The 23,020-nt window shown below is 63.8% G+C and carries 23 protein-coding genes and 2 pseudogenes; 20 read left to right on the top strand and 5 right to left on the bottom strand.

The genetic code is table 11. From position 1 onward, the window contains the following. Positions 1-733 (bottom strand): hypothetical protein (locus GXY33_05480; GenBank protein ID NLX04574.1); only part of this gene is annotated, 733 nt, incomplete at its 3' end. 179 nt (positions 734-912) lie between these two features. Between GXY33_05480 and GXY33_05475 the strand changes: the two genes are divergently transcribed. The 3 genes from GXY33_05475 (at position 913) to GXY33_05465 (ending at position 4,450) form a co-directional block, all read left to right on the top strand. Next, positions 913-1,872, top strand: a complete 960-nt coding sequence (locus tag GXY33_05475) for a hypothetical protein (protein ID NLX04573.1) — start codon at positions 913-915, stop codon at positions 1,870-1,872. Positions 1,873-2,055: 183 nt separating this feature from the next. Continuing rightward, positions 2,056-3,066 carry a hypothetical protein gene (locus tag GXY33_05470; protein NLX04572.1) on the top strand — a complete coding sequence of 337 codons (1,011 nt, stop codon included), beginning with the start codon at positions 2,056-2,058 and terminating at the stop codon, positions 3,064-3,066. Then, on the top strand, positions 3,053-4,450 hold the full coding sequence (locus GXY33_05465; GenBank protein NLX04571.1) for a phosphodiesterase: 1,398 nt from the start codon (positions 3,053-3,055) through the stop codon (positions 4,448-4,450). Before GXY33_05470 ends, GXY33_05465 begins: the two co-directional genes overlap by 14 nt. Before the next feature lie 91 nt (positions 4,451-4,541). Here the strand turns inward: GXY33_05465 and GXY33_05460 are convergent, their stop codons facing one another. Beyond that, positions 4,542-5,192 carry a transposase gene (locus GXY33_05460; protein ID NLX04570.1) on the bottom strand — a complete coding sequence of 217 codons (651 nt, stop codon included), beginning with the start codon at positions 5,190-5,192 and terminating at the stop codon, positions 4,542-4,544. A gap of 232 nt (positions 5,193-5,424) precedes the next feature. Here GXY33_05460 and GXY33_05455 point away from each other — a divergent pair, with 232 nt between their 5' ends. From GXY33_05455 to GXY33_05435, 5 genes are all read left to right on the top strand, one after another. Then, positions 5,425-6,108: a PIG-L family deacetylase gene (locus GXY33_05455; protein NLX04569.1), complete on the top strand. Its 684-nt coding sequence runs from the start codon at positions 5,425-5,427 to the stop codon at positions 6,106-6,108. After that, positions 6,086-7,228, top strand: coding sequence for a glycosyltransferase family 4 protein (locus tag GXY33_05450; GenBank protein ID NLX04568.1), 1,143 nt, complete (start codon positions 6,086-6,088; stop codon positions 7,226-7,228). The genes GXY33_05455 and GXY33_05450 overlap by 23 nt, the downstream gene beginning before the upstream one ends. Further along, positions 7,229-8,443: an amylo-alpha-1,6-glucosidase gene (locus GXY33_05445; protein NLX04567.1), complete on the top strand. Its 1,215-nt coding sequence runs from the start codon at positions 7,229-7,231 to the stop codon at positions 8,441-8,443. A gap of 13 nt (positions 8,444-8,456) precedes the next feature. After that, positions 8,457-9,434 carry a glycosidase gene (locus tag GXY33_05440; GenBank protein NLX04566.1) on the top strand — a complete coding sequence of 326 codons (978 nt, stop codon included), beginning with the start codon at positions 8,457-8,459 and terminating at the stop codon, positions 9,432-9,434. Positions 9,435-9,609: 175 nt separating this feature from the next. After that, positions 9,610-11,109, top strand: a complete 1,500-nt coding sequence (locus GXY33_05435) for a hypothetical protein (GenBank protein NLX04565.1) — start codon at positions 9,610-9,612, stop codon at positions 11,107-11,109. Positions 11,110-11,139: 30 nt separating this feature from the next. Here the strand turns inward: GXY33_05435 and GXY33_05430 are convergent, their stop codons facing one another. Together GXY33_05430 and GXY33_05425 are read right to left on the bottom strand one after the other, a co-directional pair. Further along, complete coding sequence (locus tag GXY33_05430) at positions 11,140-11,529, bottom strand: type II toxin-antitoxin system death-on-curing family toxin (GenBank protein ID NLX04564.1); 390 nt, start codon at positions 11,527-11,529, stop codon at positions 11,140-11,142. Positions 11,530-11,538: 9 nt separating this feature from the next. After that, on the bottom strand, positions 11,539-11,766 hold the full coding sequence (locus GXY33_05425) for an AbrB/MazE/SpoVT family DNA-binding domain-containing protein (protein ID NLX04563.1): 228 nt from the start codon (positions 11,764-11,766) through the stop codon (positions 11,539-11,541). Between the two features lie 238 nt (positions 11,767-12,004). On the opposite strand from GXY33_05425, the gene GXY33_05420 reads away from it, so the two are divergent. The 12 genes and pseudogenes from GXY33_05420 (at position 12,005) to GXY33_05365 (ending at position 22,842) form a co-directional block, all read left to right on the top strand. Next, complete coding sequence (locus tag GXY33_05420) at positions 12,005-13,054, top strand: LacI family transcriptional regulator (protein NLX04562.1); 1,050 nt, start codon at positions 12,005-12,007, stop codon at positions 13,052-13,054. 9 nt (positions 13,055-13,063) lie between these two features. Then, positions 13,064-13,150: pseudogene (locus GXY33_05415) on the top strand (prepilin-type N-terminal cleavage/methylation domain-containing protein). A gap of 162 nt (positions 13,151-13,312) precedes the next feature. Further along, complete coding sequence (locus GXY33_05410) at positions 13,313-13,729, top strand: hypothetical protein (GenBank protein ID NLX04561.1); 417 nt, start codon at positions 13,313-13,315, stop codon at positions 13,727-13,729. A gap of 35 nt (positions 13,730-13,764) precedes the next feature. Beyond that, a complete protein-coding gene (locus GXY33_05405; GenBank protein NLX04560.1) occupies positions 13,765-16,269 on the top strand; it encodes a hypothetical protein in 2,505 nt (834 codons plus the stop codon). A gap of 135 nt (positions 16,270-16,404) precedes the next feature. Next, positions 16,405-16,797 carry a pyridoxamine 5'-phosphate oxidase family protein gene (locus GXY33_05400; GenBank protein NLX04559.1) on the top strand — a complete coding sequence of 131 codons (393 nt, stop codon included), beginning with the start codon at positions 16,405-16,407 and terminating at the stop codon, positions 16,795-16,797. A gap of 33 nt (positions 16,798-16,830) precedes the next feature. Then, positions 16,831-17,880 (top strand): alpha/beta hydrolase fold domain-containing protein, encoded by a 1,050-nt coding sequence (locus tag GXY33_05395; GenBank protein ID NLX04558.1) that lies wholly within the window; start codon positions 16,831-16,833, stop codon positions 17,878-17,880. Between the two features lie 757 nt (positions 17,881-18,637). After that, complete coding sequence (locus GXY33_05390) at positions 18,638-18,985, top strand: 4a-hydroxytetrahydrobiopterin dehydratase (protein ID NLX04557.1); 348 nt, start codon at positions 18,638-18,640, stop codon at positions 18,983-18,985. Then, positions 18,985-19,761, top strand: a complete 777-nt coding sequence (locus GXY33_05385) for an SDR family oxidoreductase (GenBank protein NLX04556.1) — start codon at positions 18,985-18,987, stop codon at positions 19,759-19,761. Before GXY33_05390 ends, GXY33_05385 begins: the two co-directional genes overlap by 1 nt. Then, a complete protein-coding gene (folB, locus tag GXY33_05380) occupies positions 19,751-20,131 on the top strand; it encodes a dihydroneopterin aldolase (GenBank protein NLX04555.1) in 381 nt (126 codons plus the stop codon). Before GXY33_05385 ends, folB begins: the two co-directional genes overlap by 11 nt. Positions 20,132-20,521: 390 nt before the next feature. Beyond that, positions 20,522-21,217 (top strand): GTP cyclohydrolase I FolE, encoded by a 696-nt coding sequence (gene folE, locus GXY33_05375; protein NLX04554.1) that lies wholly within the window; start codon positions 20,522-20,524, stop codon positions 21,215-21,217. Between the two features lie 147 nt (positions 21,218-21,364). Then, on the top strand, positions 21,365-22,102 hold the full coding sequence (locus tag GXY33_05370; GenBank protein NLX04553.1) for a hypothetical protein: 738 nt from the start codon (positions 21,365-21,367) through the stop codon (positions 22,100-22,102). 32 nt (positions 22,103-22,134) lie between these two features. Next, on the top strand, positions 22,135-22,842 hold the full coding sequence (locus GXY33_05365; GenBank protein ID NLX04552.1) for a type II secretion system protein: 708 nt from the start codon (positions 22,135-22,137) through the stop codon (positions 22,840-22,842). Positions 22,843-22,880: 38 nt separating this feature from the next. Here the strand turns inward: GXY33_05365 and GXY33_05360 are convergent. Next, positions 22,881-23,020, bottom strand: a pseudogene (locus tag GXY33_05360) (sorbosone dehydrogenase family protein).

The raw sequence follows: 23,020 nt of genomic DNA, 5'->3' as shown, positions 1-23,020 counted from the left end.
TCGTCGCTTCGCTCAGGCTGTAACGCTCCACGAAGCTCAGCGGCACCAGGTTGTCCGGATCGTAGAGATCTTGGTATGGCTCCAGGCCCTCAATTTCGCAGCCGTGCACGTCGTCGTAGACCGCGTACCCGTTCTGCAGGTAATAGCAGAGATTGGCGAGCTGGTACTGGGCCAGATCGGCCACCGGCATCGCAAACAGCGTTCCCGGGCGGTTGGCCACCCAATGGTTGTGGCCCTCGATGTGCGGAAACCGCGCGGGCAGCGACAGCCGCCTGTCGGCGAGCTTTCTGATCCGCCCGCGATGCGCCTCCAGCCACGCCGCTATGTCCGGCTCGCCCTCGTTGCCGACCACCAACAGGTTCGGCGCGTCGCGCGTGCCCATGAAGTACACGCCGCTGTCGTCGGTGAAAAACAGCTCCGCCGTCGCGAATCCCGCCGCCGACGGAAACGTCCGTCCCACCGCCGATCCGGCGTAGTTCGGCAGGTGCGGGGCGTAACGGGCGTTGTGCATGATCAGGTACTGCCAGCCGGTGCTGCCCGCCATCGCCGTTAACACCATCATCCGCTCCAGTTCCGTCAGCGGCATCGGTTCGTGACGCGACCGATACGCGAAAGGCCCTTCCGGTATGTTCGCCCCCTTAAAGAACCGCCGCGACCGCCGCCCCAGCAGCGCCTCGACCAGCGGAAAACGCAGCGCCTCAGTCAATCCCGGTGGAAAGTCCCGATCACCCACGACAGCCCCCTTTCCCAGATAACGGTCGCAGCCACGATACCCCCTGGTGCGCCTCCACCTTACCGCAAAGGCCGCGCACCGCCAATCCATTTCCATCTCGACCCAAAAGCGGGATCAGGGTTTGACCGCCGCCCATCAGCCGCTACAATGCGCCGTTTTGTCTTTGGATCGAGTTGACGATGGGTGTATTGGCGAAATTCGTGTTGATCGTCTCGGCCATCACGCTGGCGGCCGGGCTGGGCTATCTGACCCGCAAACTGCGCCCGGCGACCGAACGGTACGCCGGCGATATGATGTATTACCTGGTCATTCTCGGCTGGACGCCGCTCTCGGTTCTGGTGATCTGGCAGATCGATCTGCAGCCGTCGCTGTTCGCCCTGCCTCTGATCAGCTTTCTGCTGCCCGTGCTCATGGCCCCGGTGGGCATGGGGCTCGGCCGGCTCCACCACTTGGATCGCAAGGCCTTTGGCACCTATACCGTCGCCTGCGGCATCGCCAACATCGGCGTGACCTTGGGCGGTTTCGTCTGCTATGCCCTCTACGATCTCGAGGGCCTCGGTTACGCGCAGCTCTACATCATGCCGTGGGCGATCTCCTACGTGGGAATCTACTATCCCCTGGCCCGTTACATCGGCGAGCCGGGCTCTTCCGTGGACGTCAGGTTCCTGCTGCGGACCTTCTTCGATCGCCGCTCGCTGCCCGGACTCGGCGCTCTGATCGGGCTCGCACTCAACTTCGGTGACGTTCCCGTTCCGGCCTTCATTACGGATTATCATATCATAGACATATTCATGGTGCCGTCCGTCCTCGTCAGTTTCTACTGCATGGGCCTGCAGATTCACTTTACCAGCCTGGGTGAAATGCCCCGGCTGCACGGTAGCTTGGCCTTGTGCAAGTTTCTGATTGCTCCGGTGATTACGGTGATCCTGGTCTGGTCGGCTGAAGGTCTACTGGGCAGCCTGCCTCCGGTGGCCCGCAAGGTCGCCCTCATCGAGGGCTTCATGCCTACCGCCATTTTCACCGTCGTGATTTCAAATCTCTTCTCCCTGCATCCGCGGCTGGCCAGCGTCCTGTTCCTGGTCAATACCGTCGCGTTTCTGGTCGTCGTCCTTCCGATTCTCATCGTGGTGTTCGGATAGATGTTACCGTTCGGCCGAAAGATAATACCGGAACCCGTGACGCTTCCGCGTGCAAATGCTGGAGTTGCGGAATGGCACTCCTATCGGAGTGCGGAAAGCCTTTACTTTTGCCCCGCTTGGGCCTATCATGTACCTCTTTGCACCGGGCCATGAGGGCCCGCGGGCAGGTGGCGGGAATCGCTTATGCTCAAAGATGCCATCCAGATCATCGATCGTTGCCGGCAACCCCTGGTGGTGGGGCACGTAAACCCCGATGCCGACTGCATCGCCAGCGTCGTCGTGACCTGGTCCGTGCTCGCCGCCCTCGGCAAGCGGGCGGCCATGATGCTGCCCGCGGAGACCGTCAGCCGGAAGTTCCGGTTCATGCTCGACCTGATGGCGTCCGGCGATCCGCCCGAGCCCGCCGACGGGACCGATCTGCTCGTGGTGGTCGATACCGCCCTCCGCAAGCGGATCAACCTCAGCCGCGGCTATGAGCTGTCGCCCGAACTGCCCATCTGCAACATCGACCACCATCTGGGCAATGAGTGCTACGGCACGGTCAACTGGGTCGACAGCGGCTTCGCCAGCGCCTCGCAGATGGTCTTTACGCTCGCGGAGGCCCTCGGCATCAGCCTCACTGCCGCCCAAGCCAGTTTGCTCTACACCGGCCTGCACGGCGATACGTTGGGCTTTTCCCTCCGCGGCACCTCAGCCGACGCCCTGACCGCCGCAGCCAAACTCGCCGAGGCCGGCGCGGACATTCCCACCGTCTGCCAAAAGCTCTACCGGACGCTCTCGCCGAGCGAGTTCCGCCTCATGCGGATGGTTTACGACAACACCCGCATCAGCCCCTCCGGCGCGATCGCCTGGAGTACCGTGACCCATGATGAACTGACCCGAGCCGGCTGTACGCCGTTCGATATCGACGAGCAGGTGACCGTGCCCCGGTCGATCGACGGGGTTCGCATCGCCATCCTCTTTTCCGAGCCCGAACCCGGAACCGTCCGTATGAACCTTCGCAGCGAAGACGACGTGAACATCCTGCCGCTGGCCCGCAGCATCGGAGGCGGCGGCCACGCCCAGGCCGCCGGCGTCGTCATGCACGGCTCGATGGACCAGACGGTCCAGCAGGTGATCGCCCGAGCCGCCGAATACCTTGAGCAACTCGACCGCCAATCCGATGACAGGGAGCCCGCCAATGCCTGCCCGTAAGAACGTCGAAAAGGTGATGATCATCGGCCTCGACTGCGCCGACCCGACGCTCATGTTCCAGCGATTCTGGAATGACCTGCCGAACCTCCGGTCGCTCGCCGAACGCGGCAGTTACGGCGTGATGACCAGCACCATGCCGCCGATTACCGTTCCCGCCTGGTCATGCATGGCCTCGAGCAAGGATCCCGGCCAACTCGGCATCTACGGCATGCACAACCGCGCCGACTGGTCCTACGGCAAGATGATCATTCCGACCAGTCTCGGCGTGCGCGAGCCTCGCCTCTGGGACATCCTCAGCGAGCATGGCCGAAAGTCGTTCGTCTTCGGCGTGCCGCAGACCTATCCGCCGCGACCCCTCAACGGCGAGATGATCAGTTGCTGGTTCGCGCCCAGCCTCGAAAGCGACTACACGTATCCCGTTTCGCTCAAGCGGGAGATCGCTGAGCAATTTGGCGAGTATCTGCCCGACGTGCGGCCGTACCGCACTGACAAGAAGGACTGGCTCATCGCCCAGACCCACCGGATGACCGACCAGCGTTTCGAGATGATCCACCACTTCGCCGCGAGCCGCGACTGGAACCTGTTCTGGTCGGTCGATATGGGGCCGGACCGGCTGCACCACGGGCTCTGGCAGTACATGGACGAAAACCACCATCGCTACGTTCCGGGCAACCCGTACGAGCACGCCATCCGCGATTACTACCGGTTCGTCGACGAGCGCCTCGGCCGGCTGCTGGCGACCCTCGACCTTGACCGGATCGCCGTGTGGGTCGTCTCCGACCACGGTGCCAAGGGCATGAAGGGCGGCGTGTGCTTTAACGAGTGGCTCATCCGCGAGGGTTATCTGATGCTCAAGGACGACCTGAAGGGCCCCACCCGCTTCGCCGACGTCAACATCGACTGGTCGCGGACCAAAGCCTGGGGCGAGGGCGGCTACTACGCCCGCTGCTTCTTCAACGTCCAGGGCCGCGAACCGCAGGGCCAGCTTCGTCCGGTGGACCTCGACGATTTCACCCGCGAACTGGCCGGCAAACTCGAAACCATGGTCGACCACGAAGGCAAGCTGATGGGCACCAAGGTGTTCCAGCCGAAGGACATCTACCGCACGGTCCGCGGCTTTCCGCCGGACCTGATCGTCCTGTTCGGCAACCTCTCGTGGCGATCCGTCGGCATGGTCGGCACCGGTACGCTCTACACCTTCGAAAACGACACCGGCCCCGATGACGCCAACCACAACATCGAGGGCATGTTCATCTGCGCCCATCCCGGCTGCGCCGCCGGCAAAACCGCCATCTCCATCTACGACGTGGCCCCCACTGTCCTGACCCAACTGGGCCTCCAGCCGCCAGCGGACATGATCGGCCGAAACGTCCTGCCCGACTGAAAAAGGGGACATTCTACTTTACCGGCCCAGCCTTCGCGCTGCCGGCAATACCCTGGCAGAGCCAAAAAGTAGAATGTCCCCTTTTCCTCTCTCAGCTCGCGGGACGGCCTCGGGGGCGAAGTGAGGTCTCCAAGCCGAGTAGTTCAGCGGTTGTGCGCGTCCATGTCCTGCCGCCGAATGGACTTCCGCGCTGGATGCTGCTGCGGATGGCGGCGAGTTCTGCTTCGTTCTGCGGCTGATTGACCAGTTCCAGCCAGTCATCCGGCCGGTCGACGGGTCCGGCTGCGAGCATGCTTCGCTGCCACCCGAACCACCGCAGGCTCGACCATCGCCACTGTTGCGCCTCCGGGACAAGATTGGCCCGGAGCGGGTTTCGCTCGACGTATCGCAGCACTGTCAGCAGGTGGCGATCATCCTGAACGGGAAACGCTCTGAAGCGGCCTTGCCAGATGTGGCCGAATGTGCCATGCCGCTTGTGATGCCGCCGCACGTGGGCGGTCAGCAGCCACTGCATCCAGCGGCTCAGGTCGCCATCCTCCCTGGGCCAGAGAACCAGATGGAAGTGATTCGGCATCAGACAATACCCAAGAATCGGCATCGGCAACCGGTGGCACGCCTGTCCGAGCAACTTCTCGAACTCCTGGTACTCAGCGTCATCCCGAAATACAACCGCCCCCGCGTTTCCGCGGTTGATCACGTGATAACAAATCCCACCTGCCGAAGCTCTAGCCGTCCTGGGCATCCCGACAACATACACGCGGCCGGCATCGCGGTCAAGAGAAAAAGGGGACATTCTACTTTTCCCCCGCTTGTCTGGTCCGGTTCGATACCGGTGTGGAACGGGCGGAAAAGTAGAATGTCCCCTTTTCTTCGAGTGCAATAACGGTTTACAGCGGCGGAGGAATCGGGTATGCTGGTCAAGGTCAGCAGCTACAAGAAGTTGCTTGGGGGACGTTGGATAGGGGGGCGATGCGATGGGGGTCGAACCGGAAGCGGATTCGTTCCAGGATACGCCGCGCGCCGCGGTGATTGTGGCCCATCCGGACGACGAGACGTTGTGGGCGGGCGGCACGATCCTCTTGCGGCCCAACTGGAACTGGACGATCGTCTCGCTGTGCCGCAAGAGCGATCACGACCGCGGGCCGAAGTTCTTCCGGGCGGCGGAACTCCTCGGCGCCCGGGCCTTCGCCGGCGATTTCAACGACGAGCCCGATCAGCCTCCGGCGCGGCCCGAGGACGTCGAGGCGGCCATCCTCGGCCTGCTGCCGGAACGGGCGTTCGATCTGGTCATCACCCACAGCCCGTTCGGCGAATACACGCGCCACCTTCGCCACGAGGATACCAGCTACGCGGTCACGGAGTTGTGGCGGCAGGGAGAGCTTCAAACGCCCACGCTTTGGATGTTCGCCTACGAGGACGCCGGCCGCCAGCATCTGCCTCAGCCGGTCGATCGGGCCCATCGGCTCGTCGAACTCTCCGATCCGATCTGGATGGCCAAGTACCGCATCATCTCCCAGATCTACGGCTTCGCTCCCGACAGCTTCGAAGCCAGAACCACTCCGCGCACCGAGGCGTTCTGGTGTTTCCGCTCCTACCACGACTTCGAGAACTGGCTCAACACGAAAGGCGTCAGGAATGAAAGTACTGGTGCTGTATGAATACCCGCCGTCGCCGGGTGGATTGGCGACGCAGGGCGATCTGTTGTATCGCGGCCTCAAGGCCATCGGCGTCGAGACCTTTCCCGTTCACACCGAATCGGCCCAGGAAAAGGAGTGGTACTACCGCTGGTTCGCGCCGGACGTAGTGCTTGGCGTGGGCTATTGGGGCCACAGTCCGCACCTGGTGCTCCATCCGCAGCGGTACGGCGTTCAGCCGGTGCCGTGGCTGGTGGCCGACGGCTATCTGGCCAACTACCACGAAGTGCTCAACGCGCTGCCGCTGATCCTGGTTACCTCGCAGTGGGTCAAGGACGTCTACATCCGCGACGGGCTCAATCCCGACATCGTCGAGGTGCTGCCCGTCGGTTGCGACACCGACGCCTTCGTTCCCCGCGACCGCAGCGATCCGAAGGTCGCGTGCGTTCGCGAGGCCCTCGGCGTCGAACCGGACCAGGTCATGATCCTGACCGTCGGAGGCGACGCCAGTTCCAAGGGCGCCCAGGAGGTCATGCAGGCCCTGTCCATCATCGATCAGAAGGCGCCGCCGTGGAAGTACGTCTGCAAGGTCTGGCCCCAGCCGCGGACGCTCCAGCAGAACCTTCACGACCTGCAACTGGCCGCCAGCCTCGGCATCGAGAAGAAGGTCATCTACACCACCAACATCATCTCGCGGAGCTTCATGCCGTACCTGATGGCGGCGTGCGACGTCTACGCCGCGCCCTCGCGGCTGGAGGGGTTCGGCATGCCGCAGGTCGAGGCCGGTGCCTGCGGACGGCCCGTCCTTGGTATCAACGCGATGGCGATGCTTGAGACCCTGGTCCACGGCCAGACCGCCTATCTGGCCGGCGTGGCCCAGGAGGTCATCCTCCGCGAGGTCACGCTGGGCGAGGAGTCCGGCTACCGGCCGGGCCACCGCGTCGTGTTCCAGAATCCCCGAACCGCCGATTACCGGGCCAGCGTTCACGATATCGCCAATTACCTGATGGACCTGATGCAGAGCGACCAGCTTCGGGCCACGATGGGCCAGGCCGGGCGCCGCCGCGTGATCGAGCTCTACGACTACCGCGTGGTCGCCCGCAAGCTGGTTGGAATCCTACAACGACGTTTGGGGTTGACTTAAATGAAAAAACGACTGAGAGATCTGATGGAACGGGCCAAACACGCCGCGCTCCAGGTGCTGCGGCACAACGCCACCGGGCCGTATCGCGGCCTGCCGAGGACCGCCGGATGGGGCTATCCCGAGCCGTACACCCGCGACCTGATGATCGCCGGGCTCGGCATCCTGGTCTCCGGCGACCAGATGCTCATCGAGAAGCTCCGCCGCGTGCTGGCCTCGCTGGCCCAGAACCAGTCGTTGCGCGGCCACATCCCGTCGCTCGCCCACGACCCGGATGACCGCGGGGCCAGCGACACGACACCCTTGTTCCTCCTGACCGCTGGTATCTTCCGCAACGTCACCGGCGAGACCGGCTTCCTCGATCCGGCGATCGAGAAGGCCTTACGGTGGATGGAGTACCAAAGCCCCTGCGATCGCGTCATGGTCGCCCAGATGCCCACCACCGACTGGCGCGACGAACAGAACGTCTGGGGATTCGGGCTGTACGTCAACACCCTCGTCTACAGCTATTTGCGGCTCTATGGGCAGCACGAGCGGGCCGCCGAACTCGAACGCTTGATGGAGCGGTTTACTATCCACGCCGACGTTAAGAACCGCCACGTCCACGAAGGACTCGTGGTGCCTCACAAACCCTACTTCGCCACCTGGTCCTACAAGCTCTACAGCGACGAGCGATTCGACCTGCTTGGCAACAGCCTCGCCGTCCTCTCCGGACTCGCCCATCCCACCCGCGCCGACAAGCTCATCACCTGGATCGAACATGAGTGCGACGCCCTTCGCGACCAGGGCGAGTTGGCGGTCGGCCTGCCGCCCAACTATTTCCCTTACATTCAGCCGGACGATCCCGACTGGTGGCCCCGTTACGAGAAGTTCAACCGTCCCGGCGAGTACCACAACGGCGGAGTCTGGCCGTTCATCTGCGGGTTCTACGTCGCCGCCGTCGTGGCCGCGGGACGACACCGGCTGGCGGTCAGGAAACTCGCGGATCTGACGAACCTGGTCCGGCCCGCCCGCAACGAAGGCCTGGAGTTCGGATTCAACGAGTGGCTCCGGGCCCAGGACGGTGCGGTATGCGGTCAGGACTGGCAAACGTGGTCCGCCGCCATGTACCTCTACGCCGCCGCGTGCGTCGAGGGCTGCCGAACCCCGTTCTTCGATGAAATCCGAAACTCAGCCGTTCCGGCTGGGACGCTGCAAGGCCAGCCGCACACCGAATGACAAGGAGGCGATGATGTCCAACCTGTTCCAACGCAGTCCCAGAAACCCGATCCTCACGCCGCACGACATGCCGTTCCCGGCGGAGGCCGTCCTCAACCCCGGAGTCACCGAGCAGAACGACGAGGTCGTCCTGCTCCTGCGGGTCGAGGACACCTCCGGCCACTCCAAAATCCACGTGGCCCGCAGCGCCGACGGCGTGAGCAACTGGCGGATCGAACACAAACCCATCCTCGACTACGGCAACCGCAAGTGGCGATACGAGAGCTGGGGCGTCGAGGACCCTCGCGTGACCTGGCTCGAAGAGGAAAAATGCTGGTACATCATGTACACCGCCTATTCGCCGGCCGGAGCGGCGGTGGGAATCGCCCGCACCAGAGACTTCGTCAAAGCCGAGCGGATCGGCCTGGCCCTCTCGCCGAGCAATAAGGACGCCGCGCTTTTTTCGCAGCGGTTCAAAAAACGCTGGGCCGCTCTGCACCGGCCGGAGGCCGGCGGAGGGATCGAGAACATCTGGATCGCCTATTCGCCCGACCTGATCCACTGGGGTGAACCGCGATGCGTGATCTTCGAGGGCAAAGGCCCGGCCTGGGACGCCATGAAGGTCGGCGCCGGTCCGCCGCCCGTCCTGACCAAGCACGGCTGGCTCTTGATCTACCACGGCGTCAAGCAGTACGCGGGCAACCTGGTCTACCGGGTGGGTGCGGCATTGCTCGACCGCAACGAGCCGCACAAGTTGATCGCCCGCTCGCCCCGCTGCCTCTTTAAGCCCTTCGCCCCTTACGAACTGACCGGCCTGGTCTCCAACGTCGTCTTCCCCACCGGGCTGCTCATGCGAGGCGACGAGATGTGGATGTACTACGGCGCCGGCGACTACTGCATCTGCCTGGCCACCGCCCGCGTTCAGGACATTCTCGACACCCTCGAAGCCAAGGAAAAGGTTCCCAGCATCGCCGACGAAATGGACGTCCAGCCGCTTGCCGCGGCCACCTGAGCCGCGCCGGCGGTCCATCACGAGCAGTGGCCGGCCAACTCGCTCGTACAAGACCCGCTTTTGCCCGATCATCGCCCTTGACCAGTCGGTCATGGGGACGATAAGCTATGCTCCGAGGCGCGAAGGCGTCGTCCTCGAATCGTGATGCTAAACCTCTTCTGTACGGAGCGAACCAATGGCGTTTATGGGTCTTGACATCGGCACCACCGGGTCCAAAGCGGTTGTCTTCAGCCTGGACGGCAAGATTCTCGCCAGCGCCTACCGCGAATACCCCATGCACTCGCCGCGAGCCGGATGGCTTGAGCTCGATCCCAACGAGGTGATGGCCGCCGTCCGCGAGGTCGTGACCAAGGTGCAGGCCGACAGTCCCGAACCGATCGAGGCCTTTGGAACCTCCGGCCTCGGCGAAGCCTTCGTGCCCGTCGACGCCAATATGCAGCCGCTGGACAACTCCATCATCGGGTTCGACGTCCGCGGCCAGAAGGAATGCGACGAATTTCGGCAACAGATCGACAACGTCGATGTCTTCAAGATCACCGGCCATCCCATCAACAGCTACCATTCGCTCTTCAAGATCCTCCACCTGCGCAACCATCAGCCGGAGATGTTCGCCAAGGTCCACAAGTTCCTCTGCTTCCCGGATTTCCTTTCGGCCCGGCTCGGCATCGAGCCGGCCATCGACTATTCGCTGGCGGCCAGAATGCTTCTGTTCGACGTGAACGAGAAACGCTGGTCCTCCCGTCTGCTGGACCTTGTGGGCCTCGACTCCTCGCTGCTGGCCAGGCCCGCGGCGCCCGGCCAGGTCATCGGCCGGGTCGGCCGCAACGACCTGGGATTCGCCGAAGGCATGGCGATGGTCCCCGGGCTCCACGACCAGCCCGCCGGCATCCTCGGCGCGGGCGTCGACGTCGGCCAGTCCATGCTCGCCACCGGCACCGTTGTCTGCATGGGCGTCCTGCTCGACCAGCAGGTCGACCCAGCCGTCATGACCAGAAGCAACCTCTGCCGCTATCCGACCTACGGCGGAAACTCGGTGTCGCTGGCCTGGAACTTCACCGGCGGAAGCGCGCTGCGATGGTTCCGCGACAATTTCGCCCAGGACCTTGCCGACCAGGCCCGCCGCGACAATGCCGACGTCTACGACCTGATCTTCCGCAGCCTGCCCGAAAAGCCCACCAACCTGCTGTTTCTGCCCTACCTGACCACCACCGGCACGCCGTACCTCGACACCCAGGCCGCCGGCGCCCTGGTCGGGCTGCACCTTAAGACCACCCGCTGGGACATCGCCCGCGCGGTCGTCGAGGGCGTGGTCTATGAGCTGCGCCTCAACCAGGACCTGCTCACCCAGGCCGGCGTCCGGATCGACGAATACCGCGGCATCGGTGGGGCGGCCAAGAGCCCGGTCTGGATGCAGACCTACGCCGACGTGCTCGACCGGCCCGTCACCGTTCTGGAGATCACCGAAGGGGCCTGCTGGGGGGTCGCGCTACTCGCCGCCGCCGGTCTCGGCCGCATCGACAACGCCGCCGACTACGCCCGCAAAGCCGTCATCTCCGGCCGAACCTACAAACCACGGGCCGAGTTCCGCGACCTTTACCAAAAACGCCTCGACCTCTACCGCCAAATCTACCCGACCAACAAGGACCTGATCCACCAGTTGGTCCAACTGGACTAAACGCTGGGCCATTGCCATCCGAGGATGGTTTCACGCTCTGGTGTCCGGTCCGGACGACCGGAGCACCTCAGACGCCCGCCGCTTGTCGGCGCGGTTCGCCACCACGTCCATCACCAGTTGATAGAGCGCCTCATCGTCGACAACCACCTGGACACCGTTGATTTCCAGGAATATCAGGGCGGATGCCAACCCGGTCCGCTTGTTGCCGTCTACGAAGGGGTGATTCTTGACGAGGTGGACCATGTATGCCGCAGCCATCTCGTAGATGTCCTGCTGCAGGGGAACACCGGCAAAACTCGCCTGGACTACCGCGATGGCTGATTCCAGCAGCCGAAGATCGCGCACGCCCGTACTGCCGCCGTAGCGTTCAATCTGGTCGGCATGAATCAGCAGCACGTCGTCCAAGGCCAGAAAGACGATGGCCATGACCTACTCCGCCAGTTTCTTGAGGACCTTGCCGTGCCGACGGTTCACCGTCTCCAGAGCCGAGGCGATCCGTGCGTCACGCGTTGGATCCTTCTGCGGGACCACGACCAGGCAACTGCCGTCGGTGAACAGCTCAAGCTCGGTCTTCTCATCGATCTTCAGCAGGTCCAGTATCGGACGGTCGATCACCAACGCCATGCTGTTTCCGTGCCGTGTCAGTCTCTTGCCCATCGCCAAAACCTCCCAGCGCTCTATTCCTCGGTTGATACATTGTATCATCATGAGCGACGCCTGTCAATTCCGCCGACTCTCATGGGACCCGAGATCCCCCAAAGCCTGTCCCAGCCAGGCTTTCCTGCGGTGACCCGACTCCCCCGAGACTTCCCCCGGGTTTTTCCCTTGACGGATATCCCTTCATTCAGTACACTAACCGGTTAGTGTAGCATTCTACAGCGTTCTGGAGCGATTCGTGGCTGTGACGCTCAGCGACATTGCCGAAGCGGTCGGTGTCCGTAAGTCCACCGTCTCAATCGTGCTGAACAACCGCCCCAACCGGGTCAAGATCTCCGACCGGACCCGCCGGCGCATCTTCGAAGCCGCCGAACGCCTCGGTTATCAGCCCAACGCCGCCGCCAAGGCCCTCTCGACCAAACGCACCGGCCACGTCGGCTTCATCCTTTCCGACCGCGTCACCGATGGCCTGGTCAACCTCTATTACGGGGCGATCTTCCGCGGCATCGAGCACGCCTGCCGCCAACGCGGCTATGGCCTGAACGTCAGCCTCTACAATCTATCGAGCGTCGACTCCTTCATCATTCCGCCCAAGGTCGGCCAGCGGGCGGTCGACGGCCTGATCCTGACCGGCTATGTCGAAGCCGCTGTGGTTGCCCGTTTCCGCGAGTTCGACATTCCCTGCGTCTGTATCGGCGATAACGTCGAGGTCGCCGAACTGGTGCCCACCATCGCCTGCGACGTGGTCGATGGACTGTGCCAGGCGGTTCGGCACGCCGCCGAGCTGGGGCACCGACGGGCCATCCTCTGCCACGAGCCGACCCGCCGGTCCCGCGAGGTCGCCGATCTGGTCGTTCAGCGGTGCGCCGGCGACCCGGTCGCCTCACGCTGCCGTCTCGATATTCTGGAACCCTCAGCCGGGCGATGCGACTACGATGCGGCGGCTTGCGTTCTGGAGCACTGGCTGGCCGCCCCGCCCGAGGAGCGGGCGACGGTGATCTTCGCCAGCGACCAGACCCAGGTGGCGATGCTCGGTCTTTTGGGCGCCCGCGGACTCATGTGCCCGCGCGACGTGAGCCTCATCAGCAGCGGCGACACCCGGCTCTCCGAGTTCGCCAATCCGCCTCTGACCGCTGTTCACACCGATCTGGAGCAACTCGGCCGCGTCGCCCTCGACATGCTCGTCGACCATCTGGAAGGCGGCGGCGATCTGACGCCGCGGATGTCCAAGAACGACTATCCGTGCCGGCTTATCGTGCGAAGTTCCTGCGCTTCGCATTCACGTTAGGAGGCTGCCATGCATTGTGGAAAATCGAAGGCGTTCACCCTGATCGAGCTCCTGGTCGTGGTGGCCATCATCGCCGTTCTGGTGGCGATTCTCCTGCCCGCCCTGGCCTCCGCCCGCGAGAGCGCCCGGCAGACGCAATGCGCCGGTAATCTCCGCCAAATTTCATTCGGTGTCCAAGCCTACCTGAACGACTACAACGGCTATCTGGTCGGCCTGTTTCGCAGCGGCTATAGCCCTTCTCCGTGGTGGCAGTGGACCATGGCGTTGCTCAAGTACCTGCCGTGGCCCGGAGAGCCCATCTGGCTTTGCCCCACCAACGCCACTTCGGTCGACGCGCTGCCGGCCTCCAGCATCAGCTACGCGAGGGTCTCCAACAGCCACTACCACTATCCTTCCTGGAACGGGTACACGGGCACGTGGGAGGCCACCAACGGCTTCTTTCCCTTCCACAGAATTCCCTATCCTTCGCAGCAGATCGTCTTGGGCGAAGGGGCCTGGAATGCGGATGTCTACCATCCCAACAGCTTCTGCCTTTTCATCAACTTTCCCGGCCTGACCTACTACGGCTCGTTTCTTCACAGCGGACGAATGACATCTCTTTTCGCCGACGGGCACGTTGAGGCCTTCTACCCCGGCCAGATCGGAAGCAACATGCTGGACGACCCGGTCAACTGACAGAAACCAGTCACTCAATCCCTCGGAGATTCTCAGTGTCAGCACAATGTCCTGCCAGACGATGGCCCATCCATGCAACCGTCGGCGTCCTGCTCTTCTCACATGCCGCCTTCGCCGCCGACCGGCCGCTGTTGGACGTCGATTTCCAGAAACCCAACTGGTCGGAACTGCTGACGCGCCAGCAGGACACCGCGGCCGAGATCGACGACGGGGCGATCAGGCTCGAACCCGGCGTCGGCTACGCGACCCAGCTTTTCCCCAACAACCGGGGCCAGTCCATCCGGATATCGCTGAAGGTGCGCTGCCGTTCCGTCGCGGCGGGCGACGCCGCCTACAAGGTCGGCCGCGCCATTCTCGTCGGATACGACAACACGAAACGGGAAGTCTGCCATCGCGACATCCTTGTCGTTTCCGGCGATCGGGATTGGAGCGAAGCCGGCGGCCAACACCAGTTCAACGACGGCGTCCGCTGGTACGGCCTTCAACTCGCCAACCAGGGCTCATCCGGGACCGTCTGGTTCGACGATGTGCGGATCGCGATCGGACAGGAAGGACTGGAGGAGATGATCGGCGACCCGTCGTTCGAAGGCACGCTCGGCGTCGATCACTGGTATTTCCAGAAGAACGGCGTCGACTGGGACGACCTGGCCGTCTGGTCCGAAGGAAGCGAGATTCTGGACGACACCGAGCAACCCGTTCTTGGCGGCCGCTGCATCCGGATCACCGGCCCGGCCACCCTCGTCAGCAAGGCCTTTGCCTACCACGGCGAGGAACTGCGGTTCGGAGCGTGGAAGAAAGCCGTCGATATCACCTGCGGCAGGACCGGATGGTCCGGCGTCGGCATCCAACTGGTCGGCCAGGACGAAAGCGGCAGACACCTCTGTCACGGCGACCTCGACCTGTTCACCACGGGCGACAAAGGCTGGGAGTACGCCGAAAGCAGCACCCGCTTCAGCGAAGCGGTCAAGAAGGTCCAGCTCTGGATCCGCTTCTTTGACGGGGCCGGCGGAACCGTGTGGTTCGATCAGGTCTGGATGGCCCGTCAGCCGCTGACGGGCGCCGTCCCGCCCTTCGATCCAAACCAAGCCGAACTCACGATAGACGCCTCCAAACCGGGTGAGACGATCAACCACCGCGTCTGGTCCGGCGTCGACCTGAGCTACTGCAGTTGGCTGCTGCGTCCCGACGTCCAGGAGACCCTGCCGTACCTGACCGAAGCCGGCATCGACTGGATGCGGGTTCACGATCCGATCAACGCCGTCGAAGCCTACCGCACCGATGACGAGCACGGCAACCCGGTCTACGACTGGACGCGGTTCGACCAGATCTTCGACATGCTCGTCCGCCAGTACCGGATCACGCCCATCGTCACCATCGAAAGCACGCCGCAGGCCCTCGATACGCCCGGCGTCCGACGCCCCCATTTCTGCAATCGCCTCGCCCCCAGCGACATGGGCAAGTGGGGCCGCTTCATCGAAGCCATCTTCGACCGCGTCGTCGACCGCTACGGCAAGGACGGAGCCGAGCAATGGCTCTGGGAGATCTACAACGAACCCGGCGGCCACTACTACCTGGGAACCGACGAGGAATTCCAGCAGCTTTCCGAACAGGTCTACCTGGCCGCCCAGCGGGTCGAGCAGCGGCGCGGCGTCGATCTGAAGATGGGCCTCACCAGCGGCGGACCGGCCCGGTTCGAGGAACGCATCCTCCGCTGGCTCCAGGAGCGAAACCAACTCGACGCTATCGACCACTACTCCAGCCACGTCTACATCGGCTCCAATGCGCCCATCCGCCTGCTCGGCGAGTTCATCCCGTATCTGCACCGATACAAGACCATGTTCCCCGGCCTCAAGGACTGCCCGGTCGGCATCACCGAATGGAACTGCAATAGCATGACCGGCGAGCCCGCCGACCTGCCGTGGAACGCCTCGATGGTGGTCAAAGCCGTCCGTCTCATGCTCGACGCCGACCTCGACTACGCCGCCTTCTTCAACCTGATCGACCATCCGGAAGTCGGCAACGTCAGAGGTTTCTCCGGCTATCTCGGCATGTTCACCAAGCACCCGGCCCCCAAGCCGGTGTACAACGCCTTCGTGTTCCTTCACCAGCTTCGCAGCGGCCGGCGGCTCGACGTGGTTTCCACCAACGATCCGATCGACGGCCTGGCCGTCGTCATGCCCGATCAGACCATCCGCATCGTGCTCGTCAACTACGATGAGGACCTGACTCGCCAACCGTACCAGACGCAGGTGAATGTCTCGATCAAGACACCCCAACCTCGCGACTACCGCTGCACGCGCCACTGGTGCGCGGACGAGGAGCACGGCGACAGCTACGGCAAGTGGATCGAACTCGGCCGGCCCGATCTTGACGTTCAAGGCGTCAAGGCCCAACTCCGCGAGGCCGCCCAATACGGTCAAGCCGACCCCGTGCCGGTCGTCCGCGACGGCCAGACCCTCTCCTTTGCCCTGGCCTGCCCCAGTCCCGGAATTCGCTTCATCGAACTAACTCCGATCACACCCGAGCCTGCCGCCCGGTAAACCGACGGCACCTGCTCTTTCAGCGGCCGATAAAAAGGTTGAGCCGCCCGCGATGCCGCGTTACAATACCCGCATACGATAGATCCGGTCCTTTCGTGACTCATCAGCGGGAGAGAAGCGCAAAGGAGGTTGTCGATGAACCTGTCCGAGTACTTCGAGCGGACGCGCGGGGTGGGTGTGCTCGCGACGGCGGATTTCAGCGGCATTGTGGACGCCGCCGTCTACGCCCGGCCTCACATGATGGATGAGAACACCGCGGCCTTCATCATGCACCACCGCCTTACCTATCACAACCTCCAGTCCAATCCGCACGCCGCGTACCTCTTCATCGAGGAGGGTTCCGGCTACCAGGGCAGACGGCTCTACCTGACCAGGATTCGCGAAGAGCGGGACCGTGAGCTTATCGAACAGCTCCGCCGGCGCTGTCCCGTGCCCGGACAGGAGGACGACGATCTGTACCTGGTCTACTTCCGGGTCGACAAGATCCGCCCGCTGGTGGGCAACGGCGGACAGGCCGCGGAGGATTAGGCGCAATAAACCAATCGGAAGGGGGGCCCGACGATGGTTCAGCCGGTGGTTCGAATCGTTGGAGCGGTCATTTGTGCCTGCGGCCTCGTCTCCTGCCAGGGCTTCGGTATCCTGCCGCCCGATCAGCCGGCTGAAGGGCCCGGCGGTTCAGACTATGACCACGCCAGCGTCCGGACCACTGTCGTCGGCCGAGGTGGCGAGCATGTGTGGATCTTCGAGCCCGCCTCACCGTCGCCGCAGACCGCCCCGCTGATCCTCTTCGGCCACGGATGGACCGCCATCAATCCCAAGTACCATGGCGGCTGGATCGAGCATCTTGTCCGCCGCGGCAATATCATCGTCTATCCGCGGTACCAGGAGTCGATCTTCACCCCGTCCGAGGAGTTCCTGCCCAATGCGATCGCCGCCCTGCGGACCTCGATCGAACTGCTGCAATCCGACGACCACGTGAGCCCGGACCTCGACTGCTTCGCCGTGGTCGGCCACTCAGCCGGGGCCGCTCTGGTCGTTAACCTCGCCGCCGTCGCCGAGCGGGAGGGCCTGCCCGCGCCCAAGGCGATCATGGCCGTCGAGCCCGCCGCCCTGCGCGATGTTCCCCGCCACGGAGCACCGCTGGAAGACCTGAGCCAGATTCCCGCTCAGACCCTGCTGCTCTCGGTGGTCGGCGATCGTGACACGCTGGTGGGCGACCTCGACGGCAAACGCATCTTCAATGAGACCACCGCCATTCCGCTTGAAAACAAGGATTACGTGGTCCTCGTTTCCGACGACCACGGCAGCCCGGCCCTGATCGCCGATCACACCGCGCCGCTGGCCTACGATGAGGACTACGACGTGCGCAGCCTGCACACCGGATACCTTCCCGAACTCTGCCCATTCCTCGGCCTCGAGTGCAGCCGCCGCGGCATTGACGCCCTCGACTACTACGGCCTCTGGAAACTCTTCGACGGCCTGACCGACGCCGCCTTCTACGGGATTAACCGCCACTACGCCCTCGGCGACACCGCTGAGCAGCGCTTCATGGGTCTCTGGAGCGACGGCACTCCCGTCAACGAACTCCGCGTCACCGATGATCCCGACTGAGCAGGTCGCTTCGCCCAGCCGCAAAGACCGGCACGGAGCACGCGGAGACGGCTTGGAGATCAGGGCAGAGGGCTGTACGTTTTGTACAAAACGTGCGATTCGTACAAGATCAGGATTTCGGGGTGGTGGTTGCAGGGCGTTGCCGATGAGCGGGTTGCGCGGGTTTTGTACAAATTGTCAAATCGGCGCGGCCTTTCGTCGTGGGGGAGTCCGGCGGTCAGGAGCTTCGGTGAACCGGCCGGCTGTCGGATGTACGTTTTGTACAGAACGTACGATTTGTAGAGGAGCGGCTTTTCCGGGTGCTACAAACCGGGACGGTACGGCAGTTGGCGGGGTTTTGTACAATTTGTAAGGTTTGCGCCGCGTTTGCGGTCTCCGCGGGCCGCAGAGGAAAGGCCCCGACGGTCCGTCGCGTATTCAGTTGTCAAGCGTCGCACGAAGCGACGCGTGGGCGGGGGCGCGGCGCGTCCCCGCAGGATAAAGATAGCACGGGAATGGAATAGAGTCAAATTGACCTTTTTGGGGGCGCAGGCAGAGACGCCGGAAGGGATTCCTGTGGGAATGCAGGGAACGGGCCAGGAATGTGGGCGGCGGGCGGATGGATGGGGGGTGGATCAAGAGGTGGTGCGTCGGGACGACGCACCCTACTCCAGCTATAGATTTCTTCTTTCCGCGTGCTCCGTGCTTGCCCTTGTCCGATTTGGCTTGAACCTCGCCGGCCATATTGCCAAAATCAGGACTAGAAAGGGGAACGACGATGAACGAATCTTGTTCGCTGGCGCAGAAGGAGTGCGTGCCGTGCAAGGGCGGCGTGCCGCCGCTGGGCGGCGAACCGCTGCGGCAGCTCCAACGGCAACTGGGGGGCGGCTGGCAGGTCGTCAACGAGCATCACCTGGAGAAAGACTTCAAGTTCGCCGATTTTCGCCAGGCGCTGGATTTCACCAATCGGGTCGGCGAACTGGCTGAGGACCAGGGGCATCATCCCGATATTTACCTGTCGTGGGGCAAGGTAGCGATCACGATCTGGACGCACAAGATCGACGGGCTGACCGAGAGCGATTTCGTCCTCGCCGCCAAGATCGACCAACTGCCGAGAGGGGCCTGATGGACTTGCCGCAGCATACGCAGGATACGCGAAAACCCCTGACCGGCCGAACCTCATTGGTCACCGGGGCGGCCAAGCGCATCGGCCGCCACGTCGCTCTCGGTCTGGCCCGCGCCGGGGCCAACGTGATCGTCCACTACGGCTCAGCGGAAGTTGAGGCCAAGGAAGTGGCCGACACGATCCGCGCCTCGGGCGTTGACGCCTGGACCGTCCAGGCGGATCTGGACGATCCGCAACAGGCCGAGGCCCTCGTCGACCGCTCAGCCGAGCAGGCCGGACCCATCGACGTCCTGATCAACAACGCCTCCATCTTTCCCGAAGGCCGCCTGGCCGACTGCTCCGCCCAGGACATCCTGGCCAACGCCCGGATCAACGCCGTCGCGCCGTTCCTGATCGCGCGGGCGGTGGCCCGGCAGGGCCGTCAAGCCGCCATCGTCAACTTCCTCGACGCCCGCATGGTCGATCACGATCCGCTTCACGTACCGTACAACCTCTCGAAACGCATGCTGCTGTCGCTGACCAAAATGATGGCTTTGGAGTTCGCTCCGCGCGTGCGGGTCAACGCCGTCGCGCCCGGCGTCATCCTTGCTCCGGTCGGCAAGGACGAAGAGAGCTACCTGGCCAAACTCGTCACCAGCAATCCGCTCCAGCGGATCGGCACGGTTGATCAGGTCCTCGACGCCGTCATGTTCCTCCTGCAAAACGAGTTTATCACCGGCCAGGTTCTTTACGTCGACGGCGGCCGACACATGAAAGGGTCCGTCTATGGCGGCTGATCGCGAGCTTGATCGCATCCACATCCGCGACCTGGCCCTGCGGTGCATCGTCGGCGTCTACGAGCACGAACGGCGGGAAAAGCAGGACGTCCTGCTCAACCTCACCCTCGAGGCCGACCTTTTGGCGGCGTGCCGATCCGACCGTCTCGAAGACACCGTCGACTACAAGAGTGTCAAGAAAAGGGTTATCGAGACCGTCGAGTCGTCCTCGTGCCAACTCATCGAGCACCTCGCCCAGAAGGTCGCCGACGTTTGCCTCGCCGATCCACACGTTCAGCGGGTCCGCGTCGTGCTGGAAAAACCCGGCGCCCTGCGGTTCGCCCGCACCGTGGCCGTCGAAATCGTCCGGGAGCGCAGCGGCCATGCCTGACCCGGCTGTGCGGGCCTTCATCGCCGTCGGGTCCAACATCGATCCGCACGCCAATATCCTTCTCGCGATCGAGCAACTCGCCCGATCCGTGCCGATGGTCGGCGTTTCGACGTTCTATCGAACGACGCCGCTCGGCCGCCCGGGCCAGCCGGCCTTCCTCAACGGCGTCGTTGTCGTCGAGACCGCGATGGCTCCTCGCGACCTGAAATTCGGCCTGCTCCGCCGGATTGAAGCCGACCTCGGCCGCGTTCGCACCGCCGACAAGTACGCCGCCCGCACCATCGATCTGGACATTCTGCTCTACGGCGATAGAATCATCGATCAGCCCGATCTGAAGGTTCCCGACCCCGACCTGCGGGAGCGGGCCTTTCTGATCGTCCCGCTGGCCGAATTGGCGCCGGACGTGGTCCTGCCCGACGACGGCCGGGCCGCCGCCGAGGCGGCTCGCGGCGTCGACGGCGCCGGGCTCGTCGCCGACATCGAGTTTTCCGAACGCCTCAGAAGGAGGGTTGGTCTGTGAACAGGGAACGCGTCGCCGATCTGATACGCCAACTGCTGGTCGAAATCGGAGAAGACCCGCAGCGCCAGGGCCTCGCCAAAACCCCCCAGCGGGTGGCTGAGGCCTGGGAGTTCCTGACCAAGGGCTACCACAGCGACCCGCAGCGGGAGATCAACGGCGCCGTCTTCGACTCCGAAGCCAACAACATGATCATCGCCCGCGACATCGAGGTCTACAGCCTCTGCGAGCACCATATGCTGCCGTTCTTCGGCCGCTGTCACATCGGCTACATCGCCCGCAACAAGGTTCTCGGCGTCAGCAAACTCGCCCGGATCGTCGACTGCCTCGCCCGTCGGCTCCAGATCCAGGAACGCCTCACCGCCCAGATCGCCCAGGAAATCATGCGGGCCGTCGAACCCGAGGGCGTCGGCGTGGTCGTCGAGTGCCGCCACCTGTGCATGATGATGCGCGGCGTCGAGAAACAGAACTCCGTCATGACCACCTCCACCGTCCTGGGCAGCTTCCACGACTCCCCAGCCACCCGCACCGAATTCCTCCACCTGATCAACCGCCCGGTCGAAAGCTGAAAGCCATCCACCTTGGGCGGATCAGGGAGCGGGGCGTCGCGCCATCGGCGCGAAATCCGGGCATGAATTCTCCGCCCGCTTCGGTATAATGGTGCAACAAGGATGTTCCTGCTGCAAACCCGCGAAGCGACGTGAGGAGGCTGACCGATGGGCTTGGGACGCGTGGCGGTGGCGATCGCGACAATGGTCATGGCGGCCGCCTGGACCTATGGACAACGCACCGAGCAGCCAATCCCGCTGATCGACCCGAATCCGCCCGATCAGCCGACCCAACCCGCCCAGGTCTCCGAAGTCGAACTGATCGAACCGGACGAGCCGGGCGGCTCCCAGTGCCTGCGAATTACCCGCCAGGACACCGGCCGCAAGACCTACCCTCTGGCGGCCATCGAGAGCCCCGCGATCTCCGCCGTCAAGTACGGGATCGCCGGCTGGGCCCAATGGGAGACGGTCGAAGGCACGGGCTGGTTCGAGGTCTGGACGGTCCTCGCTGACGGAACCCGCTACGTCCAGAAGGCGGCCCTCGGTCCCGATCGGGCTCGCACGTTCAAGGGCGACCAGACCGAATGGGCGGCCTTCGAACTCACCTTCACCGCCCGCGACGATCCAGCCGCCCGTCCGGCCAGGATGGGTGCCGACCTGGTCCTCGACGGGCCGGGCGCGGTCGTGGTCAGCCAGGTGGCCCTTGTGGAATATCCGGGCGAAACGCTCCGACAGCCGTCCATCTTCTCATGGTCCAGGGCCTTCTGGGTTCCATTCTCGTCATTGACCATGCTGGCGTCACTCGGGCTGATCAGCATTCTTAGAGGCAAGCGGCGTCTGCTGGCCGTCGGGCTCCTGCTGGTCAGCGCGATCGCCCTCGTCTGGAAAGGCTTCATGACCGCTTAGGACAACCGCCGCATCGAGGCATGAGGACAGACATGGACAGAAGACCGACCTCGTTCACCCTGATCGAACTCCTGACCACCATCGCCATCATCAGCATCCTCATGGGCATGCTGCTGCCGACGATAGGGCGGTCCAAAGAGGACGCCCGCGGCATCTTCTGCTCCAACAACCTCCGGCAGCTCACGCTGGCCAACATGACCTACGCCAACGAGAACTTCGACACCTGGCCCGCCCGCGGCGACAATTCCGCCACCGACTATGATAATGCCCTCGGTTCGTGGGTTCCCTGCGGCGACGCCTTCGATCCCGCCTTCGATGTGGCCAAAGGCATGCTCTACCCGCTGATCAAGAACGTCGAGGTCTACCGCTGTCCCAGCGACGCCCAGCCGACCAGGGGGCAACTCTCCTACTCTATCAACGCCAACCTCTACTCGCTGCGGGTCGCCAAGGCCAGCACCGCCGCGGGCATCACCTATCCCATGCCCTCGCGCTTCACGCAGCAGCAGGACCGGCTGATCATCTTCGTCGACGAGGGCAGCCCAAACGACGGTAACTTCAAGCCCATCCAGCCCGACTACGACTGGGCCGACGACCCGCACTGGCCGCACAACAGCAAATCGTCGTTCTCCTTCCTCGACGGCCACGGCGAGCTCCGCCTGCGCACCGACCAGCAGATCATCGACTACCTCAGCCCCGTCTGGTTTCCCGACGACGACAACCGCGAGATCGTCGAACCCTGACCATCGGCTGGCTGGCTCTCGGCGGCGTCGTTACCCGCGTAGCTGACACGGTAGATCGCGCCGGCCTTGTCGTCCGAGACCATCAGGGCACCGTCCGGGGCGACCTCCACATCGGCGGGTCGGCCCCACGCTTTGCCGTCCTGCATCCAACCCTCGGCGAACGTCTCGTAGCTGATCG

Source organism: Phycisphaerae bacterium, from assembly GCA_012729815.1.
Classification (GTDB): Bacteria; Planctomycetota; Phycisphaerae; order JAAYCJ01; family JAAYCJ01; genus JAAYCJ01.
Note: the sequence above shows the minus strand (reverse complement) of the source record. Positions and strands in the feature narration are given on the sequence as shown.

Excerpts from the sequence above, each read along its gene's own strand:
- GXY33_05400 (NLX04559.1), top strand. The coding sequence starts at position 16,405 with ATGAACCTGTCCGAGTACTTCGAGCGGACGCGCGGGGTGGGTGTGCTC.
- GXY33_05450 (NLX04568.1), top strand. The coding sequence starts at position 6,086 with ATGAAAGTACTGGTGCTGTATGAATACCCGCCGTCGCCGGGTGGATTG.
- GXY33_05445 (NLX04567.1), top strand. The coding sequence starts at position 7,229 with ATGAAAAAACGACTGAGAGATCTGATGGAACGGGCCAAACACGCCGCG.
- GXY33_05395 (NLX04558.1), top strand. The coding sequence starts at position 16,831 with ATGGTTCAGCCGGTGGTTCGAATCGTTGGAGCGGTCATTTGTGCCTGC.
- folB (NLX04555.1), top strand. The coding sequence starts at position 19,751 with ATGGCGGCTGATCGCGAGCTTGATCGCATCCACATCCGCGACCTGGCC.
- GXY33_05440 (NLX04566.1), top strand. The coding sequence starts at position 8,457 with ATGTCCAACCTGTTCCAACGCAGTCCCAGAAACCCGATCCTCACGCCG.
- GXY33_05460 (NLX04570.1), bottom strand. The coding sequence starts at position 5,192 with ATGCCCAGGACGGCTAGAGCTTCGGCAGGTGGGATTTGTTATCACGTG.
- GXY33_05435 (NLX04565.1), top strand. The coding sequence starts at position 9,610 with ATGGCGTTTATGGGTCTTGACATCGGCACCACCGGGTCCAAAGCGGTT.
- GXY33_05470 (NLX04572.1), top strand. The coding sequence starts at position 2,056 with ATGCTCAAAGATGCCATCCAGATCATCGATCGTTGCCGGCAACCCCTG.
- GXY33_05385 (NLX04556.1), top strand. The coding sequence starts at position 18,985 with ATGGACTTGCCGCAGCATACGCAGGATACGCGAAAACCCCTGACCGGC.
- GXY33_05475 (NLX04573.1), top strand. The coding sequence starts at position 913 with ATGGGTGTATTGGCGAAATTCGTGTTGATCGTCTCGGCCATCACGCTG.
- GXY33_05370 (NLX04553.1), top strand. The coding sequence starts at position 21,365 with ATGGGCTTGGGACGCGTGGCGGTGGCGATCGCGACAATGGTCATGGCG.
- GXY33_05390 (NLX04557.1), top strand. The coding sequence starts at position 18,638 with ATGAACGAATCTTGTTCGCTGGCGCAGAAGGAGTGCGTGCCGTGCAAG.
- GXY33_05425 (NLX04563.1), bottom strand. The coding sequence starts at position 11,766 with ATGGGCAAGAGACTGACACGGCACGGAAACAGCATGGCGTTGGTGATC.
- GXY33_05465 (NLX04571.1), top strand. The coding sequence starts at position 3,053 with ATGCCTGCCCGTAAGAACGTCGAAAAGGTGATGATCATCGGCCTCGAC.
- GXY33_05365 (NLX04552.1), top strand. The coding sequence starts at position 22,135 with ATGGACAGAAGACCGACCTCGTTCACCCTGATCGAACTCCTGACCACC.
- GXY33_05410 (NLX04561.1), top strand. The coding sequence starts at position 13,313 with ATGGCGTTGCTCAAGTACCTGCCGTGGCCCGGAGAGCCCATCTGGCTT.
- GXY33_05455 (NLX04569.1), top strand. The coding sequence starts at position 5,425 with ATGGGGGTCGAACCGGAAGCGGATTCGTTCCAGGATACGCCGCGCGCC.